The sequence below is a fragment of the Micromonospora parva genome (assembly GCF_040649675.1).
Classification (GTDB): Bacteria; Actinomycetota; Actinomycetes; order Mycobacteriales; family Micromonosporaceae; genus Micromonospora; species Micromonospora parva.
Genome location: NZ_JBEZFX010000006.1, coordinates 296,983 through 320,816 on the forward strand (window position 1 = coordinate 296,983; position 23,834 = coordinate 320,816).

The window sequence follows — 23,834 nt, forward strand, 5'->3', positions numbered from 1 at the left end:
AGCCGTCGACGAACGCACGTCAAGGGGCAGCGAATGACCGTGGGAGATGCTCTTCCAGGCGGGGACCAGAGCGCCTTACGGCACCTGAACACGCGTCGTGTGCTGCGGCTCCTCTACGAAGGGCCGTCGCTGACCATCAGCGGTGTCGCCCGCGAGACCGGGCTGTCCCGCCCCACCGTGCAGGGCATCCTGACCTCACTGGTGGAGTCTCGACTCCTCGTCCTGGACGGATTCGACAACGCCCCGACCGGGGGGCGACCCGCGCAGCGGTACCGCTTCGCCGCGGACGCGGGCATCGTGGCCGGCCTCGACATCGGGGCGCACGCGGTGTCGGTGCGGATCGCCGACCTCGCCGGCGCGCAGGTGGCGGCCGCTCGGACCGCCATCGACCCGGCTCTGGACCCGGCCGGGCGCATCGACGCCGCTGTCAGTCTGCTGCGACGGACGATGCCGGCCGGCGCGCCGCGGTTGTGGGCGGCCTGCGCCGGTTCCCCAGGCATCATCGCCGACGGTGTCGTGCGGCTGAGCGTGGCCATTCCGGACTGGACCGGCACGGCGCTGGCCAAGGAACTCACCGCCCGTCTGGAGTGCCCGGTGAGCGCCGTCAAGGACGCCAACCTCGCGGTCCTCGCCGAGCACCGCGTCGGTGCCGCCCAGGGGGTCGACCACGTTCTGTACGTGCATGCGGGGCACCGCCTCGGCGTCGGCGTCCTGGTGGACGGCAGGCCGTTCGGCGGCGGCCGGGGGGCTGCCGGAGAAATCGGCCGGCACCCCGGCCTGGGCTGGGAGGCGGCACCCCGCAAGCTGCTCTCCGACGCGGGGGTCGCTCCCGGCATGAACTCCCGCGAGTGGGTCTTCGCGCAGGCTAGGCGGGGGGACAGGCGCGCGGTCGAGGCCGTCGACGACTACGCGCGAGCACTCGCCGAGGGAGTGGGCGCCATGGTTCTCGCCATGGACCCGCAGTTGGTCGTGGTGGGCGGGGGCGTCGCGCGTGCCGGCGAGACGGTGATGGAGCCGGTGCGGCGCCACCTCGCCGAGATCCTGTACGAGTTGCCAGGCCTGGCGATCTCCGCGCTGGGAGACGACGCGGTGGCCATCGGCGCGGTCGAAACCGCCCGGGACGCGGTCCGCGCGGAGCTCTTCACTGACGGCTCTTGACAGCGGTAGCGCTCAACGGCATATTCCGAAAGAACTTTTCTTTCGTTACCCCCCCGGGAGTGCCCTCATGGCGCATCGCTTTCGAAGAGTTCTAGCCGCAGCCAGCTCGATGATCCTCGGCGTCACCCTCGCCGGCATCGTCACCGCCCCGCCGGCGCAGGCCGGCGACACCCCGCCCAGCCCGCTCGCCAAGCCGGGCTACACGCTCGACTTCTCCGAAGAGTTCGACGTCAGCACCCTCGACACGAACCGCTGGCTGCCCTACTACCTGCCGCACTGGACTTCCCCCGCCAACCGCGAGTTGGGTGCCAAGGCGCGCTACACGATCGCCGACGGCGTGCTTACCCAGCGGCTCGACGCCGACACCCCGGCGTGGAACCCGCAGTACGACGGCACGGTCAAGATCTCCTCGATCCAGACCTACAACAAGGACTACTGGCACAAGTTCAACAGCTCGATGCCGTTGAACCACCACGAGCCCGACTTCAACGGCTACACGTTCCAGTACGGCTACGTCGAGCTGCGCGCCAAGAAGTCGAACGTCGGCGGCGGCGGCCACCAGGCCCTCTGGCTGGTCGGCACCGGGGACACCTCCAGCGCCTCGCGCAACCCCGAGGTCGACATGGTCGAGACGTTCTTCAACGAGCCGAACAACTGGCGGATCGCCGCCCACGGCTGGGGCGACCCGAACTTCCTGTCCAGCTCGTACGCGTCGATCGCCCCCGTCCCCAGCGGGTCACCCACCACCGAGTTCCACACGTACGGCATGGAGTGGACGCCCACCGACATCAAGTTCTACTACGACGGCCAGCTCTACCGGACGATCAACGACGCTCCCAACATGCCGATGGGGCTGATCATGGGCATCTACACCGATGCCGGCTCCGGTCGGCACAACGACGTCTGGCCCAAGACCTGGAGTGTCGACTACCTGCGCGTCTACAAGAAGGACGGCGGCTACCCGGTGTCCTATCAGCGGTTGAAGAACCGGCAGACTGGCCAGTACGTCAAGGACGACGGCAGCGGCACCGCCAGGTACGTCGCCGCTTCCGGCACCGACCAGTCCGCCCAGTGGGCAGTCGAGAACGTCGACGGTTACGTCCGGCTCAAGAACCGTGCCACCGGCAACTACCTGCACGTGGAGAACCAGACCGGCAACGTGCAGACCGGTGCGGTACCCGGCACCTACTGGTCGGCGCAGTGGGCCCAGGAGCCTGTCGACGGCCGCCTGCGCCTGAAGAACCGTTGGAAGGGCACCTACGCCCATACCGAAAACATGACCGGCAGCATCCAGTACGGCGCCGCGCCCGCCAACTGGTGGACCAGTCAGTGGAATCTCGAACCCGTCTCCTGACGAACCGTAACCCAACCGTCCGTCAGTGGGATCGACGAGGGCCGCACATCAGCCTCGCCCACTGTCAGGTCTCGTAGTTCACAGGCCGCCTCCAGGGTGTTGGAGGCGGCCTGTCGGCTGCCTGAGTGGTCTCGTCGGGTGATGGTTGGCGGCGAATGACGAGCAGGGCGATGTCGTCGTCCGGTGCTCCTCGGCGGTGGTGGCCATGACGTGGTCGCACAACGCGTCGGCCGGCCCGGACCGTACGCCGTCGGCGACGCGCTCGATGTCGGTGTCGATCAGTTCGTTGCGGCGTTGGACCAGTCCGTCGGTGTAGAGGACGAGCGCCGCGCCCGGAGGTGGGTCCAGGGGGAGCAGGGTGGGATCAGCGGGATGCCCTGAACGGCCGTGAATCTACGCCCAAGCGTAGCTGGGCTCCGTTCGGGAGACCTGCGTTGTTGAGGCGAGCACCTGGGTAAGGGCTATGCCCAGGGTGGGATGTATCGGCCGATGTAGTCGCGGGCGCGGGGGCGCGGGTCATGCCAGTACTGGTCCGGCGTGCGGTGGTGGTGCTTCTGGCAGAACTCAGCGAGACCTTCTGTGATCTTGAGGCGCTCCAGGGGTTGGCCTTCGAAGTCTGCGTTGACCGCCAGCAGCTGCGGTTCGGGATTCCAGCCTGAATGGTCAAACGCCCAACCGTCCCAGGCCGCATAGGTGTGGAAGACCTGTGGCTGACCCGGGAGGCGCACGGCCACTATCTCAATAGTTTTGTCCGAATAGGATTCCCGGCAGACCCAGGCGAGGATGTGACAGGCACCGGCAGCGAAGAAGGCCTGGTCCGTTCGGTCCCATGCGACTCGCTGGTCTGACCGCTCAATCGGCGTCCGACGAAACGCTCCCGCTGCTGTGGCTGCCACAGCCCGGACGGTAGTGGATGAGCTGGCACATCCGATCACGCTGCCCGTGGCGAGAGGCCGGCCCTCTCAAGATGGCCGGCCTCCACGCGTCACGCCGCCGCTCGGCTCATCGCGGCACTGGCCAGCCCGTTCAACGTGGTCAGGTCGGCCGTCCCCAGGTACGAGTCCGACATCATGACCACCACCACGTAGTGGCCGACTGCCGCGGCGACATAGCCGACGTAGCGGTCGCCCTCGTCGTAGGTGCCGAGGAACAGCACCGTGTCCGGCCCAAGGTGGTCCTCGGCGATCGGGTCGAAGCCCTCGTCGTCGCCGCCCACCCCGCACCGGGCGAGCTGCGCCTTCAGTTCGGTGATGTATGCGTGTGCCCCGTCGCCGCGGTACCGGGCGACGTTCTCGTAGATCCGAAATCGGGTACCGAGATCGGCCGCCTCAGTGCGGGACACGACCGGCTGCGGCACCGGCGTGTCCGCGCACGGCTGGGGTAGCAGCGGCCACACCAGCCCGTCCTCCACCGGCCCCGGCGCGGCCCCGCCGAGATCGTCCGGCTGCAACATGACCCGGTCAGGGATCCCCCGCTGCTGTGCCCCCGCCGGCCCGTTCGCCGCCACCAGCCCCAGGATCACGGCCGTCATCACAATCAGTGTCCTTCGCATGCGAGCCATCCTTCCCATCGCTGCCAACCGATGGATGAGTAGAACTACCTAGCCATCCCTAGGGCCACGTACTCCCTCCGGAATGGAAATTCGGTGCCGTGCCGCAGCAGTTCGTCGGTCTGACGTTGCACCGGGGTGACGGTCGACGGCTTCAGTGCGAGCCTGGTTCAGGGGGAGCAGGGTGGGAGCAGCGGGATGCTCTGTGTCGACTGGTGGGGTAGTGCGACGTCCGCACATGCCAGTGGGCCGATGATCGCTCCGGCGCTCTTCGTAAGGATCGTCGGGTTGTGAAGCGAATTAAGTGTGTGGGCGGCTTCAGCTTCCGTTGATGCGCGCGGCTGCGGCCTGACGCACGTTTGCTTCCTCGATAGGGTCGTCGCGTAGCGTGAGCAGCCAGCGCCGCGTCTGGTCGGTGAGTGGGGTGTGCTGAGCGGCTAACAGCCGGACGTCCGGCTCACAGTCGAGGAGATAAGACGGCAGCACCGTAGTTGTCTTGTCCGGATCGAGAAGCAGCAGGCTATGCAGGTAGCTGCGTCGCTCGTAACTGTGTGGCGATGCGATGGTCAGTCGGCGCAGCCGGCGGATCACTGTTGTCCGCAGGTCGGCCTGGGAGGCTGATGGGGAACTGGTGAGGATCCGGGCCAGGCCTTCGGTGAGTCGGTCGTGGCCGCACCATTCGTCGGTGAGCCGGTCGAGTGCGGCGAGGATCGACGGGATGTCCTGCTCCTCGCCGTGCTCGGCGAGGAGGTGTGCGGCCGCGTCGAACAGCGGGTGTTCGGGGTCGGCAGCCCAGCCTCGCGCAGCCGGGAGGACCTGCGGGCCGAGGACACGGAGCGCACCGAACAGTCCGGCTTGCCGTTCGGCGGCCAACTGCTCGACCGCGTCGAGCAATTCCGGTACGGGCCGTGCTCTGCGACGGATCTGGTGCAGTGCGGTCACCTTCACGGCCCGGCCGGTGTCCGGGGCCTGGAGGAGCGCGATCAGTTCGGCCTCACTGGTGGTCGAGAGGTCGACCCGGCGACCTTGAGCGTCCTTTCGGCTGCGCTGCGCGGCGTTCAACACGCTGTCGATCTTCGGATCCCGACCCCGCCAGCGCAGCCATGGCTCAGAGGTCGGCAGTATCTCGGCCACATCTTCGGGCCTGATACGCGTGGCTGCGGTCTCCCACAGGTCGTCCCACCACTCCGTCGGCCAACTGGAGGCCAGCGTTGTCATTGCATCGATCCAGCGGACGCCGTCACGGACGTATCCGCGCAGCGTTTCGTGCGCCTGCGTGTTTCCTTTGCGGGCGAGCGCCTCCAAGATGCCAACAGCAAGGTTGAACTGATTGTCGTCATCGGTCGGGTCCGTGTGGGGCCAGGGGCGGTACGGGCCGCAGGCGCGAAGCTGCGCGACCAGTGGGGCTGGGTCGAGGCGCAGGTCGTGTAGCAGCCGAGCCAGGTACGTGTAGCGGTCGTCGACCTGCCAGTCCCACCGGTTGTCGCGAGTGGTACAGGTGTAAACCATGTGCCCGTGATCCGGACGGCCCTGCAGCCAGGCCACTGCGGAACCCTGGCCGCGCTGCAGCGCGCCCAGCCCGGTGCGGTACGGCGCGTAGTGCCACTCGTGCGAGCAGCCGTCGTTTTCACAGCCCATCGCGAGACAGAATGAACCCGCGGGTTCCCCCGCCTCAATGAATTTGTTGCGATAGCAGGGTGAGCAGCACAGCTCCCACCGTGGGGGCCACGTCAGCACACCGGCCGCTGGCGGCGCTGAATAAGATCGTGCCCGTCGTCAGCCCAGTCCCGACGCGTTGCGAGACCGTCAGCGGTGCGACGGGAGACGGGGGCAGCGTAGGAGCCCGTCGTGTGATCTGATCCCTGCCGATGACGACACCGGATACCGACGCCACCGTTCCCGACGCCGCCACGGCTACCCCGCCCCAGGTGCGTCGCATGATCGTGCTCATGCTGGCCAACCTGGCCCTGAGCGCCCTGCTCGCCGGTCTGATGCTGGTGTTCCAGGAACATCTGCTGGACTACCAGCTCACCCACCTCGATGTGCCAGCCGGCACTGACCTGGTTACCGCTCGGGAGGAACTGCGCTCCTCGGTGTGGTCGCGCGTGTTGCCCGTGGCGCTGGTCGCACTCGCTTACCTGGTGGTGATGGGCGGGCTCCGGTCGGGCCGGCGCAAGGCGTACCGGCAGGTGATCTTCATTTCGATGATCGTGCTGCTCGGCACTGGCCTGACCCTGTTTCAGCCGTTCCCCTGGTGGGTGCGAGCGGTCAACGTCGCGAAGGCGCTCGTGGTGGTCGCGCTGCTCTTCCTGGCCACCCGCCCCGAGGTCCGCAGTTGGTTTCGCCGCGACCAGCCACCCAGAGTTGGTTGATCGACTGGTGTGGAAGGTGCAGCGATTCCGGCCTTCCGGCGAACTGTGGCGGATGTGGCGATGACGGTTGACTGGAGTCGGCTCGGGCATGCGTACGGCCCGGCTGTTGACACTCCGGGACACCTGGCCGCGCTGGAGTTCGGTGACGCCGAGGCCCGGGAGGCCGCGCTGAGCCACGTCGACATGGCGGTGCTGCATTGGGGTTTCTCCCGGAGACGGCTGCGGCGCCGGCAGTTCGGGCCGTGACCGCGCTGCTCGCCGAGGGGCGAGTGAGCTAGCTCAGACCCGGGTGATCCGTACCGCGTCGGCGACCACGAGTCCGGTGCCGCTGGTCCAGCGACTCACGCCGACCTTGTTGCCCGTGCCGGCCGCCAGCGTGAACACGCCGATCGAGACCCACCTACCGCCGTTGATCCGCTGATTGACGAGGACGGACCTGCTGCCTGTGGTTGTCTCCACAAGGTATGGCGTCTGGTTGTTGTAGCCCGCGTCGGCGGGGTACCAGACTGAGATCTCATAGCTTCCGGTCGCCGGGATGGTCGACCGGAACCAGGCGACGTCGCTGGACGACACCGGACTGGTAAACCGGTAGTCGGTGCCGAACCGTTGGCCGGAGTAGGCCGACGTGCCCCATTCGGTGCTCGCGGTGAAGCCGCCCGAGGTGCTGTTGTCGATGGTCGTGGTCCACTGCGGCGGCGGGGTCTGCGTAACCCTCACGTCGAGGTAGTTGCGGTCGATCTTCATCGTGACGCCGCCCCACGTCTCGGTGACCTCCCCGGCGTACTGGTGTATGCGCTGCTGGTCCGCGTAGTGGGCATCGGCGCAGTAGCTTCCGGCGTCGGTGTCAGCCACCCCGTTCCACCAGGCGATCCAGATCTGGTCGAGTCGCGTGTGGCTCGGGTTGTCGTATGCCTCGCAGACGTCCTTGATGCCGGACGAACCGCTGGAGTACATGCCGGCGAGGTAGCCCCGTACGTGCAACTGCTCGGTCCAACCGGACAGGAACGACAGCACGGCGGCCCGGCACGACGCGTTCGACGGGTATTGCTCGATGTCGTTGTAGAGGGTGCTCGCAGCGCCGATGCCCAGTGCCTGGGCGGCATTCGCGGCGCTGTTGGCCGCGGAGACGCCTTGTGACCGAGCGGTGGTGGGATCGGCGGACATCTTCGGCGTGCGGGTGCCGCATGGTGCCTGGTAACCCAGTTCGATGGGGATCAGCCGCCATCCGTTGCTGGTCTGGTTGGCCACCCAGCTTGCGGTGAGGTTGGGCTGGGAACAGGAGCGACTGGCCCCGCTGATGTAGATGCCGACCGCGCCGTAGGGCGAACTGGTCCGCCACGCGTTCATCGTGGTCTGGGACGGAGCGGCACAGGTGTCGAATCCCCGGCCGGTGAAGGTGCCGGGTTGCGGGCCGGTGGCCAGCGGCGTCACTGCAGTTGATGCTTGTGTGGGTGTCGCGGCCACAGCAATCGGCTCGGCGGGCGCCACGATCACCGCGGCAACGGTAAGACTCGCCAGCCACCCGGCAGTGACTCTCACGTCGCCTCCATCTGAAGAAATCCTTGCCTGGGAACTGGCCGTGCGAAAGATTTCTACCATGAATCGATGAGTAGCAATAGAGGGTCGCCGCCGACCCGGCGCCGAGCTCACGGGGACAGACCGCCCGACCGCGAAGTGCCGGCCCGGCGGCTCAGGCCGGGCTGAACTGGATGAGGACCGACGCGGTCGGCAGCTCGTCCGGAGCGGGTGGCGCCTCGGTGCGCCAGGCCAGCCGTACGCTCCATCGGCGGCCCGGCGGAAGGCGGTAGGCGTCGGCGATGCCGCCGGCCGTGCCGCTGGAGAACCCGAGGATGCCCGACTCGAAGACCACCTCGAGTACGTGGCTGCGGTCCCAGCCGGCCGGATCGAAGTCGGCCGGCCCGTCCCAGGTCTCCAGCCGGGTGTCGCTACCCAGCACCACGGCGTCGTCGATGTTCTCGACCACCACGTAGCCTGGCGCCGAGCTGACCCATTGATCGAGCTCGTGCGGTGAGGGTGGAGCGTTGCGCCGGTCGTTGCTGTCGTCGATCATCGCGAACAGTCGATAGTCGACATCGACGTACAGCTCGGTGTGTTCGACCAGCGCCGCCATGCTGGCCCCTCCCCGCTCGGTGGACTACGAGGCTAGCGATCTCCCGCCGACCGTGAGTGTCCGCATACCTACTCACCCTGAGCATCGCTGCCGCTACCTCCTCACTTCGAATCCCGGCCCTGGCCTGGGCCCCACGCTGACCGCACCGCGGCCGCTGAGAGGTCGCTACTGGGCGACCGCTTGCCGTCGGACCTCGGGGCCTGAACACTTTCCCGCCTGATCGGCAATGTCAGGGTGAAGCGCGGACTTTGCCGAGGAGGGCTATGGCTTCGGATGCGGATTTGATAGGCCGGTCGCTGGATGGCGATGTCGACGCCTTCGTGGAGGTGGTCGAGCGTCATGAGGCCGCCGTCGGTTCGTACCTCGTTCGCCGGGTTGGGCGGGATGCGGCTGAGGACCTCCTGGGCGAGGTGTGGGTTGCGGCGTTCGAGTCGCGGCGATCGTACGACCGGTCGTACAACGATGCGCGGCCGTGGCTGTACGGGGTGGCATTGAATCGCTTGCGGCGCTACTGGCGGTCCCGGCCGGCCGAGGACCTGGTCGCGGACGTGCCGGACGTGGCTACTGGATGGGATCCGTGGTCGGCGGTGGACCTCGGCGTGGACGCCCGGGCGGTGCTCCGGTCGGCCCTGACACGGCTCAAACCCGAAGAGCGGGAGGTCCTGAGGCTCGTCGCCTGGGAGGACCTGACCGCGGCCGACGCCGCGCGGGCACTCGGCATACCGGCCGGCACCGCGCGGCGGTTGCTGAGCCAGGCCAGGACGGCATTGCGCGACGCCCCGGGGGTGTCCGCGCTTCTGAAGGACCGCAACAGCGCGAAGGAGAGACACCGATGACCGACGAGCTCGATCTGGTCGGTGCGTTGGGCAGCGCGGAACCACTACGCCCGGAGGCGTATCAGCGGGCGCGGGCGGTGCTGCGGGCGGCTATGGCCGACCCCGGAACCGTGCGGCTTCTGCGCGCGAATTCAGCGGAGGACACGACTATGGAGGCGACTTCAACCATGGAAACGACGACAACCACGCGGGACCACGAATCCAGCCCGGCACTTCAGCCCCGCCGCCGGATCGGCATCGCGGGCCGATGGGGCATCGGCGCCGGGGTGGGGGTCGCCGCCGCGGCGGCAGTTGTCGCTGTGGTGCTCAACTCGCCGGCGACCGGGGGCGTGGAGGCCGGCAAGGATTCGTCAGCCGCCACCTCGGCCTCGACCGCAGCCGACGGGTCGGCCGAGCGTACGCCGCTGATGACCCTGGCCGGGTCCATCAAGACGGTCACCCCGGCGGCGGGCGACGCGTGGCTGGTGAAGGCGACGCAGGTCGACGGCACCAAGACCATGCAGGTCGTCTACACGCTGTACACCGATGGTCACGCGATCTACACGGGCAACAGCGTGAAGGACATCAAGCGTGCGATCGCCCGTCACCAGGACCAGATGACCGACGGGGGCTACGCTCCGCTCCTCAAGGCGGCCATCGCCGCGGCGGACAGCAGCCCGGCCGACGGCCGGACCCAGATGCTCAAGGCAGCCAACGATCCGCTGGTGGGCCTCGACCCCGCAGCGCAGAAGGCGGTGTGGGACAAGCAGCAGGCGGACGCCCAGGTGATCATCAAGCAGAAGGGCGGCAACGCCGAGCCGAAGCCGTACAGCCCTCAGGCCGTTCAGCGGCACTTCGACAACGCCCTGTGGACGTACAGCACCCAAGCGTTGTCCGCTGGCGACGGCAACACGCAGGTCCGGGCCGGTGTGCTGCGTCTGCTGTCCACCATCTCCGCGGTCAGCGTCAAGAACTCGACCACCCACGGCAAGGCCACGCTGACGATCACCGCCGGCCCCGAGGTGTTCGGCGGCGCGGGCAGCGAGGTGCTGACCATCGACGCCACGACCGGCATGCTCGTCAAGGACGTCTCCACCGTGCCGGGCCTCCCCACGGCCTCCACGACGTACGAATCCTCCCGCGTGACGAAGGCCGACCTGTAGGCCGGCAACTCCCACCCACCAGCGTTCCGGCAGACGGGGCACCGATCCCGCTGTATACGCCCTGACCAGCGCGCCCTGTGGTGGTGACCTCTTCGGAGGTCACCACCACAGCGAGGCTTGTGCGAGCTTCAGAGTCGCACTGAGCGTTATCGGCGGGATCGACGTCGCACAGCACGATGGGGGTGTCGCCGAGCGCGTTCACCACCTTTCGGCCGCGTCGACGGGACCGGGCGGGCCTAGCGTTCCATGGCGGCGACGTGCCTGGGCGGTAACGGCTGCGCGATCTGCCTCAACGAACGGCACCCACGCCGACACCCACACTCAGGTCACCAGGCACGTTTATGCCGCTGGTCGAGGTTCGGCCTGAGGAACTGATCCTGGGATGATGTTGGTGTGGTCGACCAACGCGCCAGTTTCGAGTTGCTTGGCAACGAGGCCTTGGAGCAGTCCGCGGTGGTGGCGAACTGCGTCATGAACCGGGAGCGGCAGCTCTCCGGGGTCAACAGCTACACCCGGGAGTTGGGGTTCAACCCTCTTGACGTTCTCGCCGCCGGCCCAGTTCGCGTCGGCGGAGCCGAGCCGTTGGCAGCCGCTGGCTGGTTGGATCTGTGCTGCGGCACCGGTCGAGCGCTTATCCAGGCTGCCGGGGAGCTGCGGCTGGCAGGGTTGACCGAGCGGACAGTCCTCGTCGGGGTGGACCTGGTTGACGCCTTCGATCCCGTCCCTACACCACCGCTGAACCTGGAGTTGATCTGTGCCTCGGTGGTCAACTGGGCACCAACGCGGACGTTCAATTTGATCACCTGTATGCACGGACTGCACTACGTCGGAGACAAACTCGCCGTCCTGACCCGCGCGGCCGGCTGGCTGACTCCCACCGGCCGCCTCGTGGCCGACCTGGACCTGTCCAGCATTCGGCTTCCTGACGGGCGACCCGCGGGGCGGCGCCTCACCGCCCAACTCCGCGCCGCCGGGTTCTCCTACGACTCCCGTCGCCGCCGGATCAGCTGCACCGGCCGCCGCGACGCCCGCCTCCCGTACCGCTACCTCGGTGCCGACGATCGCGCTGGTGCCAACTACACCGGACAACCCGCCGTGCATTCCTACTACACCGAAAACCACTGACCGCACCACCGGTAATGTCCGCACATGCCGCGATCCGCCCGCACAGGCGAGCGCGTCGCCACGGCCCCCGATTCGGTCGAAGCGTCCTACCGCCTCATCGACGCAGAGCGTCATGGGTGCGCGGGCTGAAGCCTGTTGCGAGTCCGTCGTCCGACACCGATTCCCTTGGCGAAGATCTGAGCAGGGCTTCCTGGACCAGGGCTCCGGCAAAGTCGTGAGGTGCTCGGCTTGAGGTGGTTGGCGTAGACGGGTCCTCCTTGGTGGTATCAGGTCGGGCGTGACCGGTTCAGAAGGTCATCGAGGTTCCTACGCCTGTTGATCTGTCCGAAGTGAGGCATGCCCGCGCTGAACGGTTCCGTCAACCGCCCACCGTGTTCGCGCCATCATGCTTGACACTCGACGTCAAGCACTTGACAATGGGTGTCAAGTAGCAGGAGGCAGCATGTCGCCAACCCACGAGGAACTGACCGAGCATCTCATCCGGTTGATCGACATCCGCCTGCTCGACCCCCTCGAAATCCTGGTCGACGGCCACGACGCCATCGACCCGCTGCGTGCCGTCATCCGGGAGCGGGCCCGATCCTGGGCCACCACGATCGTCAGCGGCGACGACCGGGCCGCCGTCGGCGTGGTGATGCGCGCGATCTCCACCCTCTACCCGGGGGACGGACCGTTCGACCCACCCATCGACTGGTGGCGCAGCCCTTTCGGCCAGGCCGTCGCGCGACGGGTTGGCCACCCGACCGCCGAATCCGTGTCGTACACAGTGGCCGGCGCCATGCTCGGCATCACCCGCCAGGGCGTCCACGACCTGGTCTCCCGCGACAAGCTCGCCCGCCACCCCGAAGGCGGCGTGCGCTCCGCCTCGGTACGCGACCGACTGCTCAAGGAAGGAACCCGACGTGTCTGAAACCATCATCGACTCCGGGACGGTGCCCATCGCGATCCGCGACGTCGGCGGACCCGGACAACCGCTGCTGCTCCTTCACGGCGCCGGCGGCAACCTCGCCCAGATGACCACCCTCGCCGAGCACCTGCACCCCACCCACCGGGTGGTCGCCGTCGACCTGCGCGGTCACGGCCGGTCCGGAGACGGCCCGTGGCGCTGGGACGACGTACTGGCCGACCTGGCCGCCGTCACCGACCATCTCGGCCTCACCTCACCCGCGGTGGTCGGCGTCTCCCTCGGCGGCATGCTCGCCACCCTCTGGGCGCAGCGTCACCCGGATTGCCCCGGTGCCGTCAGCTTCGACGGCAATCCGCCGTTGAACCGTCCGGACCAGCTCGCCGGGACGGACCCGGAGCAGGTCGAGACCGAGCTTGCCAAGTTGCGGACCGTCTTCGACGGGATGGCCGCGATGCTGGCCGAACCACTAACCGCCGAACAGGTGGCCGCCATGCTTGCGGGGCAGCGAGCCATGGCCCAGCGCTACGGCGCCGCACCCGACGACTGGGCGGCGGCCTTCGAACGCAACCTTGTGCCCGGCGACGACGGCCGCAGCCGGCTGCGGCCCGCCCCGGACCTCACCCGGCAGCTCCGGGATGCCATGGACTCCCTCGACCTGATGCCCGCCTACGGCGACGTCCGCTGCCCGCTGCTGCTCGTTCTCGCCACCGAGGACCTGCCCGAACAACAGCCGTTCCACGACCTGTACGAGGCGTATCGCAACGTCACCGCCGAACGGCTTGCCGCTGTGGACAACCCGTCTCTGCGGGTGTGGCACCTCGCCGGCGCCAGCCACGCGATGGTCGCCGAACGCCCACAGGAGCTCGCTACCCTCATCACCGACTTCCTCGGCCCTCACAGCTGAGGGTGACCCGCAGGAGCCCGCTTCCTGGCGAAGGTCGGACCCGCCTGCGGTCATGAGGGCCATGGGAGAGACCGAGGTTCGGCGCACCGTCGAGACGGCGTGGCGGATGGAAGCCGGGCATCGCCGAGACCGTCTACGCGATCACCGACCTCCACGTCCATGAGGCCAACCCGGCGAAACTCACCAGGTGGATCCGTGGCAACAGGTCCATCGAGAACAGGTCCACTGGGTGCGGGACGTCACCGACGACGAAGACCGCTCCCAGATCCGCACCGGCACCGGACCCCAAGTCATGGCCGTCCTCCGCAACGCCGCCATCGCGCACTACGCGCCGCAGGCATCACCAACATCGCCGCCGCCAACCGCCACCACGCCCGCGACAGCACCCGCCCACTCGTTCTACTCGGCATCACCTGACGACTTTGCCGGGGCCCTGCTTCCTGAACGGTGACCTCGGAGGCGTCAGGACCGACGGCCCGGGTTGTCCGTCGAGTGAGGAGCGGCGGACCCGAGGACGGCACGTGAAATGATGGCGCGTTTCTTTCAAGGGCCGTGGATGATGACCGGCGTGACTGAGAATGGCGGCGGGTTCGCGGAGCAGCGCCTGTACGACGCGGTGGCGCAATGGAACGTCGAGACCGGGTACGGCTTGGCGGACCTGATCCATTCCGCTTGTCAGGCGTTGGTCGACGGGCTGGACTCTCCGACGCTGCGTGAACTCGCCGGTGCTTCGGTAAATGATTCTTCCTGGGATATCCGTGATCTCGTGGGCAAGTCGTTTGAGGAACTTGGGATCCCCTGTCCGGGCACTGTTCCCCCGGGCTTCACCCTTGCCTCAGGTGGAGGAGTCGTGCGTCGACCAGGAGTCGACTCTCTCCGTCTGGAGGTATCGCCGGTGCCCGGCGACGCAGGCGGCGGCTTCCAAGTGCAGGTCTACGTCAACGGCACGGAGATGACCTCTGCCGGAGCAGGCCTCGGGATGGACCCGTACGACGTCCTTGTTCCCACCAATCGTCTCGCGGCCACCCCCGAGCCGAGGACCGTTGCCATCGCCCGATGCGAGTGCGGCGTGTACGGCTGTGGATCCACGGACGTCATCATCGTGCGTGACGGCGATCTGGTGCACTGGGACTGGTCGCTCGAGGTGCCCATGATGCGGGGTGTCTCCTTCGCAGCTGCGGAGTACGACGCTGAGGTCGCGCGGGTGGCTGCGGATCATTCGTGGGAGACGCCGGAGCGTACGGCCGGACGACATGTCCTGACGGACATGGACCGCGATCGGCTGCTCACCTACGGCCTGAGACCCAGTTGGGTCGCCAACGACTACGGCAATCAGGAGCTGTTCCGGGTCGCCTTGCAGCTCGACGGTGACTACCAGATCTTCGTCGACACCCCGTGGCATGGCCGCAGACCTGGGGAATTGGCGGGCGAAGTGTGTGCCACCTTGGCACTCCCTCCCAGCGGCTGGCACGCCACCTGGCACGCCATCATCCCCACGATCGCCAAACCGCCGAAGATTGCGGGGCCGTCCTGGCGACCCGCGCGGTTCTAGCAGCGGCAGGCCGGCACCCGGCGCCGGGCTTGCTGGGCCGACGCCGGCCTCACGCGGACCTTTGGAGGTACCGCCGATGACCACTCCCGAGCTCGACGATGGCCAGGCGCAGCTTTGGCGGATCACCATCCCCGTGATCGCTTCGGCCAGCGAGGTCGATGCCTTGACCGACCGTCTGGTCGAGACGCTCTGCCCGGACGGCGTCCACGAGGGCCCCTGACTGACTCGTCGCGGCTGTCAGTGGGATTCGGGATAAGCCTGATCGTCCATGGTCGGCTCGTACGAGACGATCTATTTCGCTGCCGGGTTCAGTCGAGCAGATAGTCGGCCGGGACCGCCTCGGTGAGCCAGACGCCGTTGGCGCTGCGGTGGAACACGTGCCCGGCGGCGGCCATCGCCGCAGCGTCGATGGTGAGGATCACGACCCGACCGGCCCGTCGGGCCCCGACCCGGTGGGCGGTCTCGGTGTCGGCGGAGAGATGGACATGGTGCCGGCCGCCCCGGTGCAGGCCGGTGGCCCGGATCGACTCCAGCGCACGGGCGCCGGTGCCGTGATAGAGCCGGTCCGGTGGGGTGACCGGGGGCAGCCCGAGGTCCACCGGAACCGAGTGGCCCTGGTTGGCTCGGATCCGCAGCACCCCGTCGGGGCCACGCGCGACAGCGAACCGCTGCTTGTCGTTGCCGGCGACGACCGCGTCCAGCTCGGCCCGCTCGATCCGTAGGGCGGCGAGCAGGGCGTCGACGGGAGTCCAACCGGCCGGGTCGAGCACCAGGCCGGCCCGCCCGGGATCGTGCCGCAGTGCCTTTGACATCCGTTTGCTCAACGTGACCATGCGCTCGCGTTCCACTGTGGCATTGTGGTCGATTTCCGTCGCGTGGATCGAGAGGTTTTCCGGCGGCACCGAACCCGGGCTTGGTGAGCACCTGGCTGGCTGCCGACGGCGACCCCACGGTCAGCGGCATCGCCCACGGCAACGCCGGGCTGCGGATCCGGTTCTCCCGGGCCGGCGCGTTCGTGCTGAAGGCCGACGAGGTGACCGTCCAGAGCCTGGCCAACCTCGCCGAGGTCGACCGGCGGATCCTCGCCCGGCACCAGGCCGGGAAGTGGGAGCGGGGCTGGGTGCTGGTGAGCGAGGTGGCCCGCGGCGGACCGGCAATCACTGTGGTCTCGGGCAGCTCCGACGGTGAGGCCTTCGTCGACCTCGGTGTGACGGCGGCGGCAGCCGGCCAGCCGCTGGCCGCCGCCGGCGCGGGGATCGCCCTCGGTACCCGCCGGGGCCTGGCCGGCTACTTCGTCAGCCCCACCGAGACGACAGTGCTGTGGCGGGGCCGCTGTGTACGGGATCCCTGGTGGTCGTCGAAGGCCTCGATGAGTGACCGGGGCGACCAGATCCACGCGGAGATGGCGGCCGACGACAGGGGCCTCCACGTCGTCGAGATCGAGCACCTTGAGGACATCCCGACCGACGACGCGTGATCAGGTGCCGTGTACGCCAAGGAGCGGTTCGGCGCCTCAGCTCCAGCCCCTTCCAGTCCGAGCCCACAGGTCCTGGTCCACCGGCCGAGGGTCTTGTCGCAGCCACGTGACGATGCTCTGTACGTGGTCCTCGGGTGACCCCGAGGACGATTCCATTCGAAGGGCGTCGTCGAAGTACGGGAACGCCTCAGCGCGCTCGCGGACGAGTGCTTCGTCAAGATCCGTGGCTTGGGTGCGCCCCCGGAAACGGCTCACGGCCTCGTCGGGAGTCACGAAGAACTCGACGACCCAGAGTGGCGCGGCGGATCCCGCCAACGCTTCCACCAGACTGGCGCGCTGGTCACGGCGGGCGTAGGTGCATTCGAGCACCACGGTCTCTCCACCATCGACGAACATTCGCGCGAGGAGGTGCGCACCGGCGTACGCGCGCAAGCGGTCGTCACGATTCCGATCGGACTCAGGGAACAGAAGCTCGAACAGAGCGTCGACCTCCAGGTAGATCCGGCAGTGACCTGAGGCGGTCAGCACCTCAGCCAGACCCCTTCCCGCAGTGGACTTGCCCGAGCAGGGAGGGCCCGACAACACGACAACCCCGCTGCTGGCCATGTCCCCTCCCGGTCTCATGATCGTCGTCCTCGTCGGAGGCGGCCCGAACTATTGCCCCAGTGCGCGCTGAGATCGGCTGAGGACCCCACGGACCTGCGAATCGGCGGTGACCACCCGGGTGGTGGTCACCGCCGATTGCGTGGTCGGACCGGTCAGGCGGCCGAGCAGGCCGTGTCCAGCTCCTTGATAGCGGCTTCCAGTGCCTTCTTGCTGGGCTTGGCGTCGGCGGACTTGTTGTACGCGTCGCTCAGGCCCATCATCTCGTTCTGGACCTTCTCGGAGGCGGCGGTGACTGCCTCGTTGGCACCCATCGAGTGCGCCAGGATCGCGACCGACCCGGCGGCCCACTGGGCACTGACCGCGAAGTGCCCGGCCGGCGGGCCGATCTTCTCGGCCTCGGCGATCTTGGTCGCGTTGTCCTTGATGTCCTTCTTGATGTCGGCGCAGGCCTTCGCTGTGGCCGCACCGTCGGCTGCGGGGCTGGCCGCGGTGGTGGCCGCACCGGCGGTCGGGGTGGCGCTCGTGGCCGCCGGGGATGAGGAGGTCGAGGTGTCCGTAGATTCGGGCTGCGGATCGCAGCCGGCCGTGGCGATCGCCGCCGCAACGGCCACGCCAGTCAGGACGAGTCGAGTTCGGTTCATCAATGTTTCCCCCGTGATCTTCATGTTCGGCGCACGCTACCAGCCATGGTCGATCCGGTGGGGTCAGTTAGTGGTCGACGAGCACCGAGCCCCAGGGCTGCAACTGGACGCGACGCGCGCCTCACCGAGGACCTGGTTGGCGCGGCGGCGCCGTTACTGTGAACGAAGGCAGCCGCGCAGTGCATTCTGTGGCCGTTCCACATACGTGCGCCAATGGCGGCCTCCGGCTCGGGCTGCCGTCTCAGGTCGGCAGAGGTCCGGCCGTTCTACCCGTTGCGAAGGGTCGTGATGATCCGGTCGCGGTCCCCGGACGCGATCGCGTCCAGGATGCCGGTGATCCTGGCATCTTTCTCGGCCGCCTTGATGACCTTCGTCAGGTTCGCGCGGTCGGTGTAGAGGGAGCGCGCGAGTTCGGCGATCGGCAACTCCTCACTCGGCACCCGCGCGTACCCCGCCAAGCCGAACTTGAGGGAGTGGCGGGCTTGCTGGAGCTGTGCCTCGCCCGCCTCGCGCATCAGCCATGCGCTGACGACCGGTCGTGCCATGCCGGGCGGTTGGGGCGTGTCCGAAGCTATTGCATCGTCACCGCTTCCGTACTCCAGGGCAAGGTCGGTGACCCATCGGGCGTAGGTGCCGTAGGCATCAAGAACGTTGTACGTGTGTACGACCTCGATGCCGCCGCCAGCCAACGTACGAATGATCTTTGACTCCTTGGGGCCGACTTCCTCGGGCACGATTGCCACAACCCGGTCCCGCCATCCACAGAACTGACTGGCGGCCCCGGTGCGCAGGCTGTGGGCCAAAAAGATGCGGGCGGCGTCGTCGTATACGTCCTCCTGAGGGGTGCCCGCTGCCACCCTCCACATGAGAGACGGGTCCCCGGGCGTCCAGTCCCCATCCTCATCCAGCGCGATGTCGCTTTCGTACAGGACGGTCTCACCCGACTGCACCACTTCACCGAGCACCCGGCCGGTCTGAGAGATGAAGCCGGCGATGTACTCGGACGTATCGGTGTCGACCTCTGCGGCAAGACGGTGCCGTTCGGCCGGGTCGTCGACCGGGGTGGCATGGCGTGGGGTGAGCGGGCTCGCGAGGTGCCGGAGATCAGCGAGTGTCATGAGTACACACTACACACCCCTTCGTCGTCCAGATCGGACTGCGCGTCGACGACCTGACGTGAGCGCTACCGGCGCTCCGGCCGCTGAGTCACCGATCAGTCAAGCCAGCAGATCACCGCGGCACTGTCCCGGGCGGCTGCGGCGAAGAAGGCCTGGACGTCTGGTAGATAGTGGGCCACCCGCGCAGCCAGTTGCCGTTCATGCTCACCGCGCGAGACGTTCATGCTCACCGCGCGAGACTAGTACTTCAACGTCAGCTGGGCTGTCTGCGCTGGCGGTGTCGTGCATGGCGGCGGCACCGCCGGCGTGGCTCGCCACATCCGACGGTGCCGCGTCCGGAGGCGGTTCGGTGCGAACGGAACCGCCCCACCAATGCGACAGTGAATCCTCGCTCAGGCCAGGGGAGATCCGGCGACCGGATCGAGCAGCAGTTCCTCGACGTCGACGATGTCGCTGACGTCGAAGCCCCGCATGTCCGCCGCCAGTTCGGGGCTCGCGACGTAAGCGGTGGTGAATTCGGCGGGGTGGGTGCCCTCCCGAAATGAGAGCAGGGCGATCAAACGGTGCGCGCCGGCCTGGTGATCGGTCCAGAAGCCGTGCACTGTGACACCGAATGCGGGCATGCTGGCGACATGCCGTGGCCAGTGCACTGTGGCGTACTGCTGGAGCGCTTCTGCCGTGCGCAGGGTGTAGGTCCGGATCTGATACATGATCGGACTCCGTCCGGGGTGTGGGGTCAGTTGATGGAGCTACGCCCCTGCGGCGGCTGCCTTGGCGGCCTTGATTGCCGAGTCGAAGTCGGGCTTCACGCCGATTTGTGCGAGCAGCACGTTCGCCGTGTTGTAGCAGTCGAACCTTTCGATTTTTCCGTCCCGGAGATGCCAGAGATCCGCCGTCGGCACGTCGATCCGGTTACCGGTCGGCGGGATTTCACCGGCCGGGGTGGGGAACCCGCCGAGATGCGTTCCCTGAATTCGGAGTTCGACGGCAACGACAGCACCGAGCGCATGCACGGCGAGTAGCTCGCGGTGGACGTCGGGAAAGACGCTGGCGAAGCCCATCAATGCCTGCGGAATCTCGTCCCCGCGGAAGCTCATCGAGTTCGGCATGTCGTTGAACGCCCCGTCCTCGGTGAACAGGGCGCGAAAGCCATCCCCGTCCAGGACGCTTCCTTCCGCCAGCCGGTATGCCTCGCGGACAACCTCTTCGTTGGTTCTCACGTCGCTCTTTCCTAAGCCCTGGTGTCGCTTCCGGAATTGAGGTGCCGACGCCCGCCAGGAGTCGAGTATTGACGGGCGCTCCAACCAAGCTAACAGGTTTTTGACCACATGGTCAATAACGTATGCTTGCTCACATGCCTCGTCCCCGTAAGTTCGTCGAGAGTGATGTCGTCAGCAGCGCCGGCGAGGTGTTCGCGGCGCACGGCCTCGCCGCTGCGACGCTGGACGACCTGGTGCGGGCCACCGGTCTGGGGAAGCAGAGCTTGTACAACGCGTTCGGCGGGAAGCGGGAATTGTTCCTCCGAGCGCTCTCCGAGGACCGCGAGGAAGCGACGCGCGCCGTCTCGGAAGCACTCGGACACGAGGACGCTTCGGCGCTGGAACAAATTCGAGGCCACATGCTCCGGCTGGCGATCGAGCTCAGCAGCAGTGATCGGCGGGTCTCGCTGACCACGCGGGCGCTTGTCGAATCGACAGGCGAGGATGACCCGCTGTCGACGGCCACGAAGGCCGGTATCGAGCAGCTCGCCGAGGTCTATGCCCAATGCCTGGAACATGCGCGGGAGGACGGGGATCTACCGGACGACGCGAACGTGCAATCGTTGGCGGTCTACTTCGTCGCCGTCACCCGAGGAATGGAGTTGCTCGGCCGTGCCGGTGTCGGCCGCGCCGTTCTCACCGCAGTCGCGCTCGACGCGCTTCGCGCGCTCCACGGTCAGCGGATGGAAGCTGCCGATGGTTCCCCGTCCCTGCGGGAATGACTGCCGCCGCCGGCGTCCGCTCAGGTCGTGATGGGCGCACCCGGTTGCCGGGCTCCGTCCTCTGGCTGTTGACTGCGTGGCACCATGGTGCGTTATGGATCATGAGGGGCAGTTTCGTCGGGCGGCGCTCGCGTTGGGCCTCCCGGACGACGAGGTCGGCCGGTTCGTCCAGCACCTGCGTCTGTCGATCCGGCTGAGCGGGGGAGTCGGCGGTGTTCCGGTCGGGCAGTTCGGTGGGTTGCCCCGACTGCCGGTGGGCATGGACTGGCCGTCCGACGGGGTCAGCCCGTTGCCGTTCATCTTCTCGGTCGATTGTGCGGCGCTGCCGAGAGTCGACGGTTTCGGCCTGCCGGCAGACGGCTCGCTGCTGTTCTTTCTGAACCACGAGCAGGCCGCCGCCACCGGGGAGCGGCGGTACGGGCGAGTCGTGTATGTGCCGGCCGGTACCGATACCGAGGTGGCGACGGCATCCACCGACGAAGCGTTCGTCGGCGAGCAGTACGACGTCTCTGCCACGCTGCGCGCGGAGTTCCCCGGTTGGTTCGGGGTCGACGAGGACGACGAGGACGAAGATGAGGACGACCTGTCGCCCGTTCAGCAGCAGGTGGCCCGTGACCTCGAACGTGACCTGCCGCACCTGGACGAACTCTGTGCGCTGGCCAACGACCTCTGGCCGCCGAACAGCGAGTACGTCAGCGCCTGGATCGGCGGGTATGCCGACGAGAACGTCGTCCAGAGCTTTGCGGAGCAGACCCTCGCGTGGCGCGAGAAGACCGGCGAGATCGTCATCCCGGTCGCGAAATGGTATTCCCAGGTGGAGTTGGAGACGCACCGGCTGACGAGTGAGTGGGTGTCGCTCGCCCGCTTTCCCGTCGACAACGAGCTCTATTACCGCAGCGTCGGGAGTTTCGTGATCCGTCACGACGACCTGGCCGCTGGTCGGCTGGACGAGGCGCTTTCCGTGGCCGAGCTGGTCCCATAGAACACCGGCGGCGCCCGCCCGCCGGTGCCTGACGTCCTGCACCGTCGCCTCGCTTCGTCTCGCCGGGCTGGTTCAGAAGGGTCGTCGGGTGCCGACAGGAGCTGACGTGCCCAAGAAGCCGCGCGCCGGTTGGGCAGCGCTCAGGCGCGGGTCCTGCCGCCGCCGAGAGCGCGTAGCGCGTTGAGGATCACGGCCACGTCGATGCCCTCCTGCAGGAACGCGCCGGCCACCGGGGGCAGCAGGCCGAACGCGGCGGCGATCATCGCCACCACCGCCAATCCCATGCCCACGCCAGCACTCTGCGCCGCGATCGTCCGCGACCGGCGGGCGATCTCCACCGCGTCCGCCAACCGGTCCAGCCGATCCACCGACAGCACCGCATCCGCGACGTCCGCCGAGGCCGTCGCCCCGGTCGCCCCCAGTGCCACGCCCACTGCGGCGGTTGCCAGCGCTGGTGCGTCGTTGATCCCGTCGCCGACCATCACCGTCACCGCCCGGTCGGACTCGGTCCGTACCCGGGCCACCTTCTCGTGCGGGGAGCAGCGGGCGACCACGTCATCCACGCCCACCGCGCGGGCCACCCGCTCGGCGACCTCCGGCCGGTCCCCGGTCACCATGATCACCCGTTGGAAGCCGGCCTGCCGCAGCCGTCGTACGGTGTCCTTCGCGTCGGGCCGTACCGGGTCGCGGAGAAGCACCGCCCCGGCGAGGACGCCGTCCAGGCCCACCCAGACCGTCGACAGGCCGTCCTCCTCCGCCTGCTGCCGTGCGCGTGCGGCCCAGTCCGGTAGGTCACCGCCGTGTTGGCCGACCCGGACCAGCCGGCCGTCGACCCGGCCGCGCACCCCCTGTCCGGGCTCCTCCGTCACCTCGGTGGGCGCCACGAGCCGACTGCTCCGGTCCTTGGCGGCCCGCACTATCGCGGCGGCCAGCACATGGGAGGACAGCTGTTCGACCGAGGCGGCCATCCGCAGCAACTCGTCCCCGTCGCCGCCGGGCGCGGTCAGCACCCTGGCCATCTCCGGACGCCCCGCCGTCAGCGTCCCGGTCTTGTCCACGAGCAGCGTCCGCGCCCGGCCCAGCAGTTCCAACGAGCCGCCGTTGCGGACCAGCACACCGCGCCGGGCCGCCCGGGACAACCCCGCCACTATCGCGATCGGGGTGGCCAGCAGCAACGGGCATGGAGTCGCCACCACCAGTACCGCCACCGCCCGCACGAACTGCCCGGAGGCCGCCCACGCGATACCGGCCAGGATCAGGGTGAACGGCACGAACGCCGCAGAGTACCGGTCGGCCAGCCGCACCATTGGCGCCTTCTCCGCGTTCGCCTCCTCCGCGAGCCGGACGATTCCCGCGTAGGTGCTCTCGGCCGCCACCGAGGCGACCCGCAACCCGAACGCCGGGCCCGCGTTGACCACTCCACTGGCCAGCCGGTCCCCGGCCCGGCGCTCGACCGCCTGGGACTCGCCGGTCACCGCGGACTCGTCCAGCGTCGCCGCGTCCTCGGCGAAGCCGTCCACCGGCACGACCTCACCCGGGCCGACCAGCAGCCGATCGTCCTTCCGGATGTCGTTCACGTCGACGTCCTGGATGTCGCCGTTCGGACCGCGGCGCCGTGCCCGGCGGGGTGCTCGCGCCAGCAGCTCGTGCAGGTCCCGGGTGGCCCGCCCCTGGGCGTAGCGCTCCAACGTGTGCCCACTGGCCAGCATCAGCGCCACCACCGCCCCGGCCAGGTACTCACCGACCAGCAGCGAGGTGGCCAGAGCCAGAGTCGCGATCACGTCCACGCCGATCCGGTGCCGCCGCAACGACTGGACCAACCAGCGCAGCGTGACCAGCAGGGTGACCGAGGTCGTCGCCGCCCAGCACACGTCGGCGGCCCCGCGCTGGCCCGCGAACCACAACCCCGCGCCCGCCAGCACCGGCACCGTCAACACGACCAACGGCGCGACGTCACGCCACCGTTGCGCAGCAGACCCGCCAACCACGTCCCACCCCC

29 protein-coding genes are annotated in these 23,834 nt (G+C 68.3%); 15 read left to right on the top strand and 14 right to left on the bottom strand.

What is annotated here, in order from left to right:
* Nucleotides 1-33 precede the first annotated feature (33 nt).
* Nucleotides 34-1,158 carry an ROK family transcriptional regulator gene (locus AB0C03_RS17445; RefSeq protein ID WP_030328489.1) on the top strand — a complete coding sequence of 375 codons (1,125 nt, stop codon included), beginning with the start codon at nt 34-36 and terminating at the stop codon, nt 1,156-1,158.
* 67 nt (nt 1,159-1,225) lie between these two features.
* Nucleotides 1,226-2,512 carry a family 16 glycosylhydrolase gene (locus tag AB0C03_RS17450; protein ID WP_081883683.1) on the top strand — a complete coding sequence of 429 codons (1,287 nt, stop codon included), beginning with the start codon at nt 1,226-1,228 and terminating at the stop codon, nt 2,510-2,512.
* A 78-nt stretch (nt 2,513-2,590) separates the two neighbouring features.
* Here AB0C03_RS17450 and AB0C03_RS17455 read toward each other — a convergent pair whose 3' ends face one another.
* From AB0C03_RS17455 to AB0C03_RS17470, 4 genes are all read right to left on the bottom strand, one after another.
* Nucleotides 2,591-2,905 carry a SpoIIE family protein phosphatase gene (locus AB0C03_RS17455; RefSeq protein ID WP_156057325.1) on the bottom strand — a complete coding sequence of 105 codons (315 nt, stop codon included), beginning with the start codon at nt 2,903-2,905 and terminating at the stop codon, nt 2,591-2,593.
* Between the two features lie 68 nt (nt 2,906-2,973).
* Nucleotides 2,974-3,408, bottom strand: a complete 435-nt coding sequence (locus tag AB0C03_RS17460; protein WP_357637768.1) for a hypothetical protein — start codon at nt 3,406-3,408, stop codon at nt 2,974-2,976.
* Nucleotides 3,409-3,497: 89 nt separating this feature from the next.
* Complete coding sequence (locus tag AB0C03_RS17465) at nt 3,498-4,043, bottom strand: hypothetical protein (protein ID WP_210865255.1); 546 nt, start codon at nt 4,041-4,043, stop codon at nt 3,498-3,500.
* A gap of 336 nt (nt 4,044-4,379) precedes the next feature.
* Nucleotides 4,380-5,699, bottom strand: coding sequence for a hypothetical protein (locus tag AB0C03_RS17470; protein ID WP_210865254.1), 1,320 nt, complete (start codon nt 5,697-5,699; stop codon nt 4,380-4,382).
* A 230-nt stretch (nt 5,700-5,929) separates the two neighbouring features.
* Between AB0C03_RS17470 and AB0C03_RS17475 the strand changes: the two genes are divergently transcribed.
* Complete coding sequence (locus tag AB0C03_RS17475) at nt 5,930-6,433, top strand: hypothetical protein (RefSeq protein ID WP_357637772.1); 504 nt, start codon at nt 5,930-5,932, stop codon at nt 6,431-6,433.
* 60 nt (nt 6,434-6,493) lie between these two features.
* On the top strand, nt 6,494-6,679 hold the full coding sequence (locus AB0C03_RS17480) for a hypothetical protein (RefSeq protein WP_247680437.1): 186 nt from the start codon (nt 6,494-6,496) through the stop codon (nt 6,677-6,679).
* Between the two features lie 33 nt (nt 6,680-6,712).
* Here the strand turns inward: AB0C03_RS17480 and AB0C03_RS17485 are convergent, their stop codons facing one another.
* Both AB0C03_RS17485 and AB0C03_RS17490 read right to left on the bottom strand, forming a co-directional pair.
* The gene (locus AB0C03_RS17485; protein ID WP_245233514.1) at nt 6,713-8,083 is read right to left on the bottom strand and encodes a glycoside hydrolase domain-containing protein; all 1,371 of its coding nucleotides are present in this window, start codon (nt 8,081-8,083) and stop codon (nt 6,713-6,715) included.
* Nucleotides 8,084-8,123: 40 nt separating this feature from the next.
* Nucleotides 8,124-8,564 carry a hypothetical protein gene (locus AB0C03_RS17490; protein ID WP_030328481.1) on the bottom strand — a complete coding sequence of 147 codons (441 nt, stop codon included), beginning with the start codon at nt 8,562-8,564 and terminating at the stop codon, nt 8,124-8,126.
* A 263-nt stretch (nt 8,565-8,827) separates the two neighbouring features.
* On the opposite strand from AB0C03_RS17490, the gene AB0C03_RS17495 reads away from it, so the two are divergent.
* The 8 genes from AB0C03_RS17495 (at nt 8,828) to AB0C03_RS17530 (ending at nt 15,250) form a co-directional block, all read left to right on the top strand.
* Nucleotides 8,828-9,400: an RNA polymerase sigma factor gene (locus AB0C03_RS17495; protein ID WP_030328480.1), complete on the top strand. Its 573-nt coding sequence runs from the start codon at nt 8,828-8,830 to the stop codon at nt 9,398-9,400.
* On the top strand, nt 9,397-10,542 hold the full coding sequence (locus tag AB0C03_RS17500) for a hypothetical protein (protein WP_156057283.1): 1,146 nt from the start codon (nt 9,397-9,399) through the stop codon (nt 10,540-10,542). Before AB0C03_RS17495 ends, AB0C03_RS17500 begins: the two co-directional genes overlap by 4 nt.
* Before the next feature lie 393 nt (nt 10,543-10,935).
* Complete coding sequence (locus AB0C03_RS17505; RefSeq protein WP_030328476.1) at nt 10,936-11,667, top strand: class I SAM-dependent methyltransferase; 732 nt, start codon at nt 10,936-10,938, stop codon at nt 11,665-11,667.
* A gap of 442 nt (nt 11,668-12,109) precedes the next feature.
* Entirely contained in the window at nt 12,110-12,577 is a 468-nt protein-coding gene (locus AB0C03_RS17510; RefSeq protein ID WP_030328474.1) for a hypothetical protein, read from the top strand.
* The gene (locus AB0C03_RS17515; RefSeq protein WP_030328471.1) at nt 12,570-13,478 is read left to right on the top strand and encodes an alpha/beta fold hydrolase; all 909 of its coding nucleotides are present in this window, start codon (nt 12,570-12,572) and stop codon (nt 13,476-13,478) included. The genes AB0C03_RS17510 and AB0C03_RS17515 overlap by 8 nt, the downstream gene beginning before the upstream one ends.
* Before the next feature lie 187 nt (nt 13,479-13,665).
* Nucleotides 13,666-13,929: a hypothetical protein gene (locus tag AB0C03_RS17520; RefSeq protein ID WP_167337266.1), complete on the top strand. Its 264-nt coding sequence runs from the start codon at nt 13,666-13,668 to the stop codon at nt 13,927-13,929.
* A 108-nt stretch (nt 13,930-14,037) separates the two neighbouring features.
* The gene (locus AB0C03_RS17525) at nt 14,038-15,030 is read left to right on the top strand and encodes a hypothetical protein (protein WP_245233525.1); all 993 of its coding nucleotides are present in this window, start codon (nt 14,038-14,040) and stop codon (nt 15,028-15,030) included.
* A 76-nt stretch (nt 15,031-15,106) separates the two neighbouring features.
* Nucleotides 15,107-15,250 (top strand): hypothetical protein, encoded by a 144-nt coding sequence (locus AB0C03_RS17530; protein ID WP_156057279.1) that lies wholly within the window; start codon nt 15,107-15,109, stop codon nt 15,248-15,250.
* Nucleotides 15,251-15,338: 88 nt separating this feature from the next.
* Here the strand turns inward: AB0C03_RS17530 and AB0C03_RS17535 are convergent, their stop codons facing one another.
* Nucleotides 15,339-15,863, bottom strand: a complete 525-nt coding sequence (locus AB0C03_RS17535) for an RNA 2'-phosphotransferase (protein ID WP_209444487.1) — start codon at nt 15,861-15,863, stop codon at nt 15,339-15,341.
* Between the two features lie 83 nt (nt 15,864-15,946).
* Here AB0C03_RS17535 and AB0C03_RS17540 point away from each other — a divergent pair, with 83 nt between their 5' ends.
* Entirely contained in the window at nt 15,947-16,507 is a 561-nt protein-coding gene (locus AB0C03_RS17540; protein ID WP_030328464.1) for a hypothetical protein, read from the top strand.
* 36 nt (nt 16,508-16,543) lie between these two features.
* Here AB0C03_RS17540 and AB0C03_RS17545 read toward each other — a convergent pair whose 3' ends face one another.
* From AB0C03_RS17545 to AB0C03_RS17570, 6 genes are all read right to left on the bottom strand, one after another.
* Entirely contained in the window at nt 16,544-17,113 is a 570-nt protein-coding gene (locus tag AB0C03_RS17545) for a P-loop nucleotide/nucleoside kinase family protein (RefSeq protein ID WP_030328462.1), read from the bottom strand.
* A 152-nt stretch (nt 17,114-17,265) separates the two neighbouring features.
* Nucleotides 17,266-17,754 (bottom strand): hypothetical protein, encoded by a 489-nt coding sequence (locus tag AB0C03_RS17550; RefSeq protein WP_156057277.1) that lies wholly within the window; start codon nt 17,752-17,754, stop codon nt 17,266-17,268.
* 266 nt (nt 17,755-18,020) lie between these two features.
* Entirely contained in the window at nt 18,021-18,872 is an 852-nt protein-coding gene (locus AB0C03_RS17555; RefSeq protein WP_036410741.1) for a hypothetical protein, read from the bottom strand.
* A gap of 95 nt (nt 18,873-18,967) precedes the next feature.
* Nucleotides 18,968-19,102, bottom strand: coding sequence for a hypothetical protein (locus AB0C03_RS17560; protein WP_280940595.1), 135 nt, complete (start codon nt 19,100-19,102; stop codon nt 18,968-18,970).
* A gap of 162 nt (nt 19,103-19,264) precedes the next feature.
* Entirely contained in the window at nt 19,265-19,582 is a 318-nt protein-coding gene (locus AB0C03_RS17565) for an NIPSNAP family protein (protein WP_030328458.1), read from the bottom strand.
* Between the two features lie 39 nt (nt 19,583-19,621).
* Complete coding sequence (locus tag AB0C03_RS17570; RefSeq protein WP_030328456.1) at nt 19,622-20,092, bottom strand: ester cyclase; 471 nt, start codon at nt 20,090-20,092, stop codon at nt 19,622-19,624.
* A 134-nt stretch (nt 20,093-20,226) separates the two neighbouring features.
* Between AB0C03_RS17570 and AB0C03_RS17575 the strand changes: the two genes are divergently transcribed.
* Entirely contained in the window at nt 20,227-20,853 is a 627-nt protein-coding gene (locus AB0C03_RS17575; RefSeq protein ID WP_036410805.1) for a TetR/AcrR family transcriptional regulator, read from the top strand.
* Between the two features lie 94 nt (nt 20,854-20,947).
* A complete protein-coding gene (locus AB0C03_RS17580; RefSeq protein ID WP_036410739.1) occupies nt 20,948-21,835 on the top strand; it encodes a DUF1963 domain-containing protein in 888 nt (295 codons plus the stop codon).
* Nucleotides 21,836-21,975: 140 nt separating this feature from the next.
* On the opposite strand, the gene AB0C03_RS17585 is transcribed toward AB0C03_RS17580, so the two are convergent.
* On the bottom strand, nt 21,976-23,823 hold the full coding sequence (locus tag AB0C03_RS17585; RefSeq protein ID WP_081883680.1) for a heavy metal translocating P-type ATPase: 1,848 nt from the start codon (nt 23,821-23,823) through the stop codon (nt 21,976-21,978).
* Nucleotides 23,824-23,834: the final 11 nt, after the last annotated feature.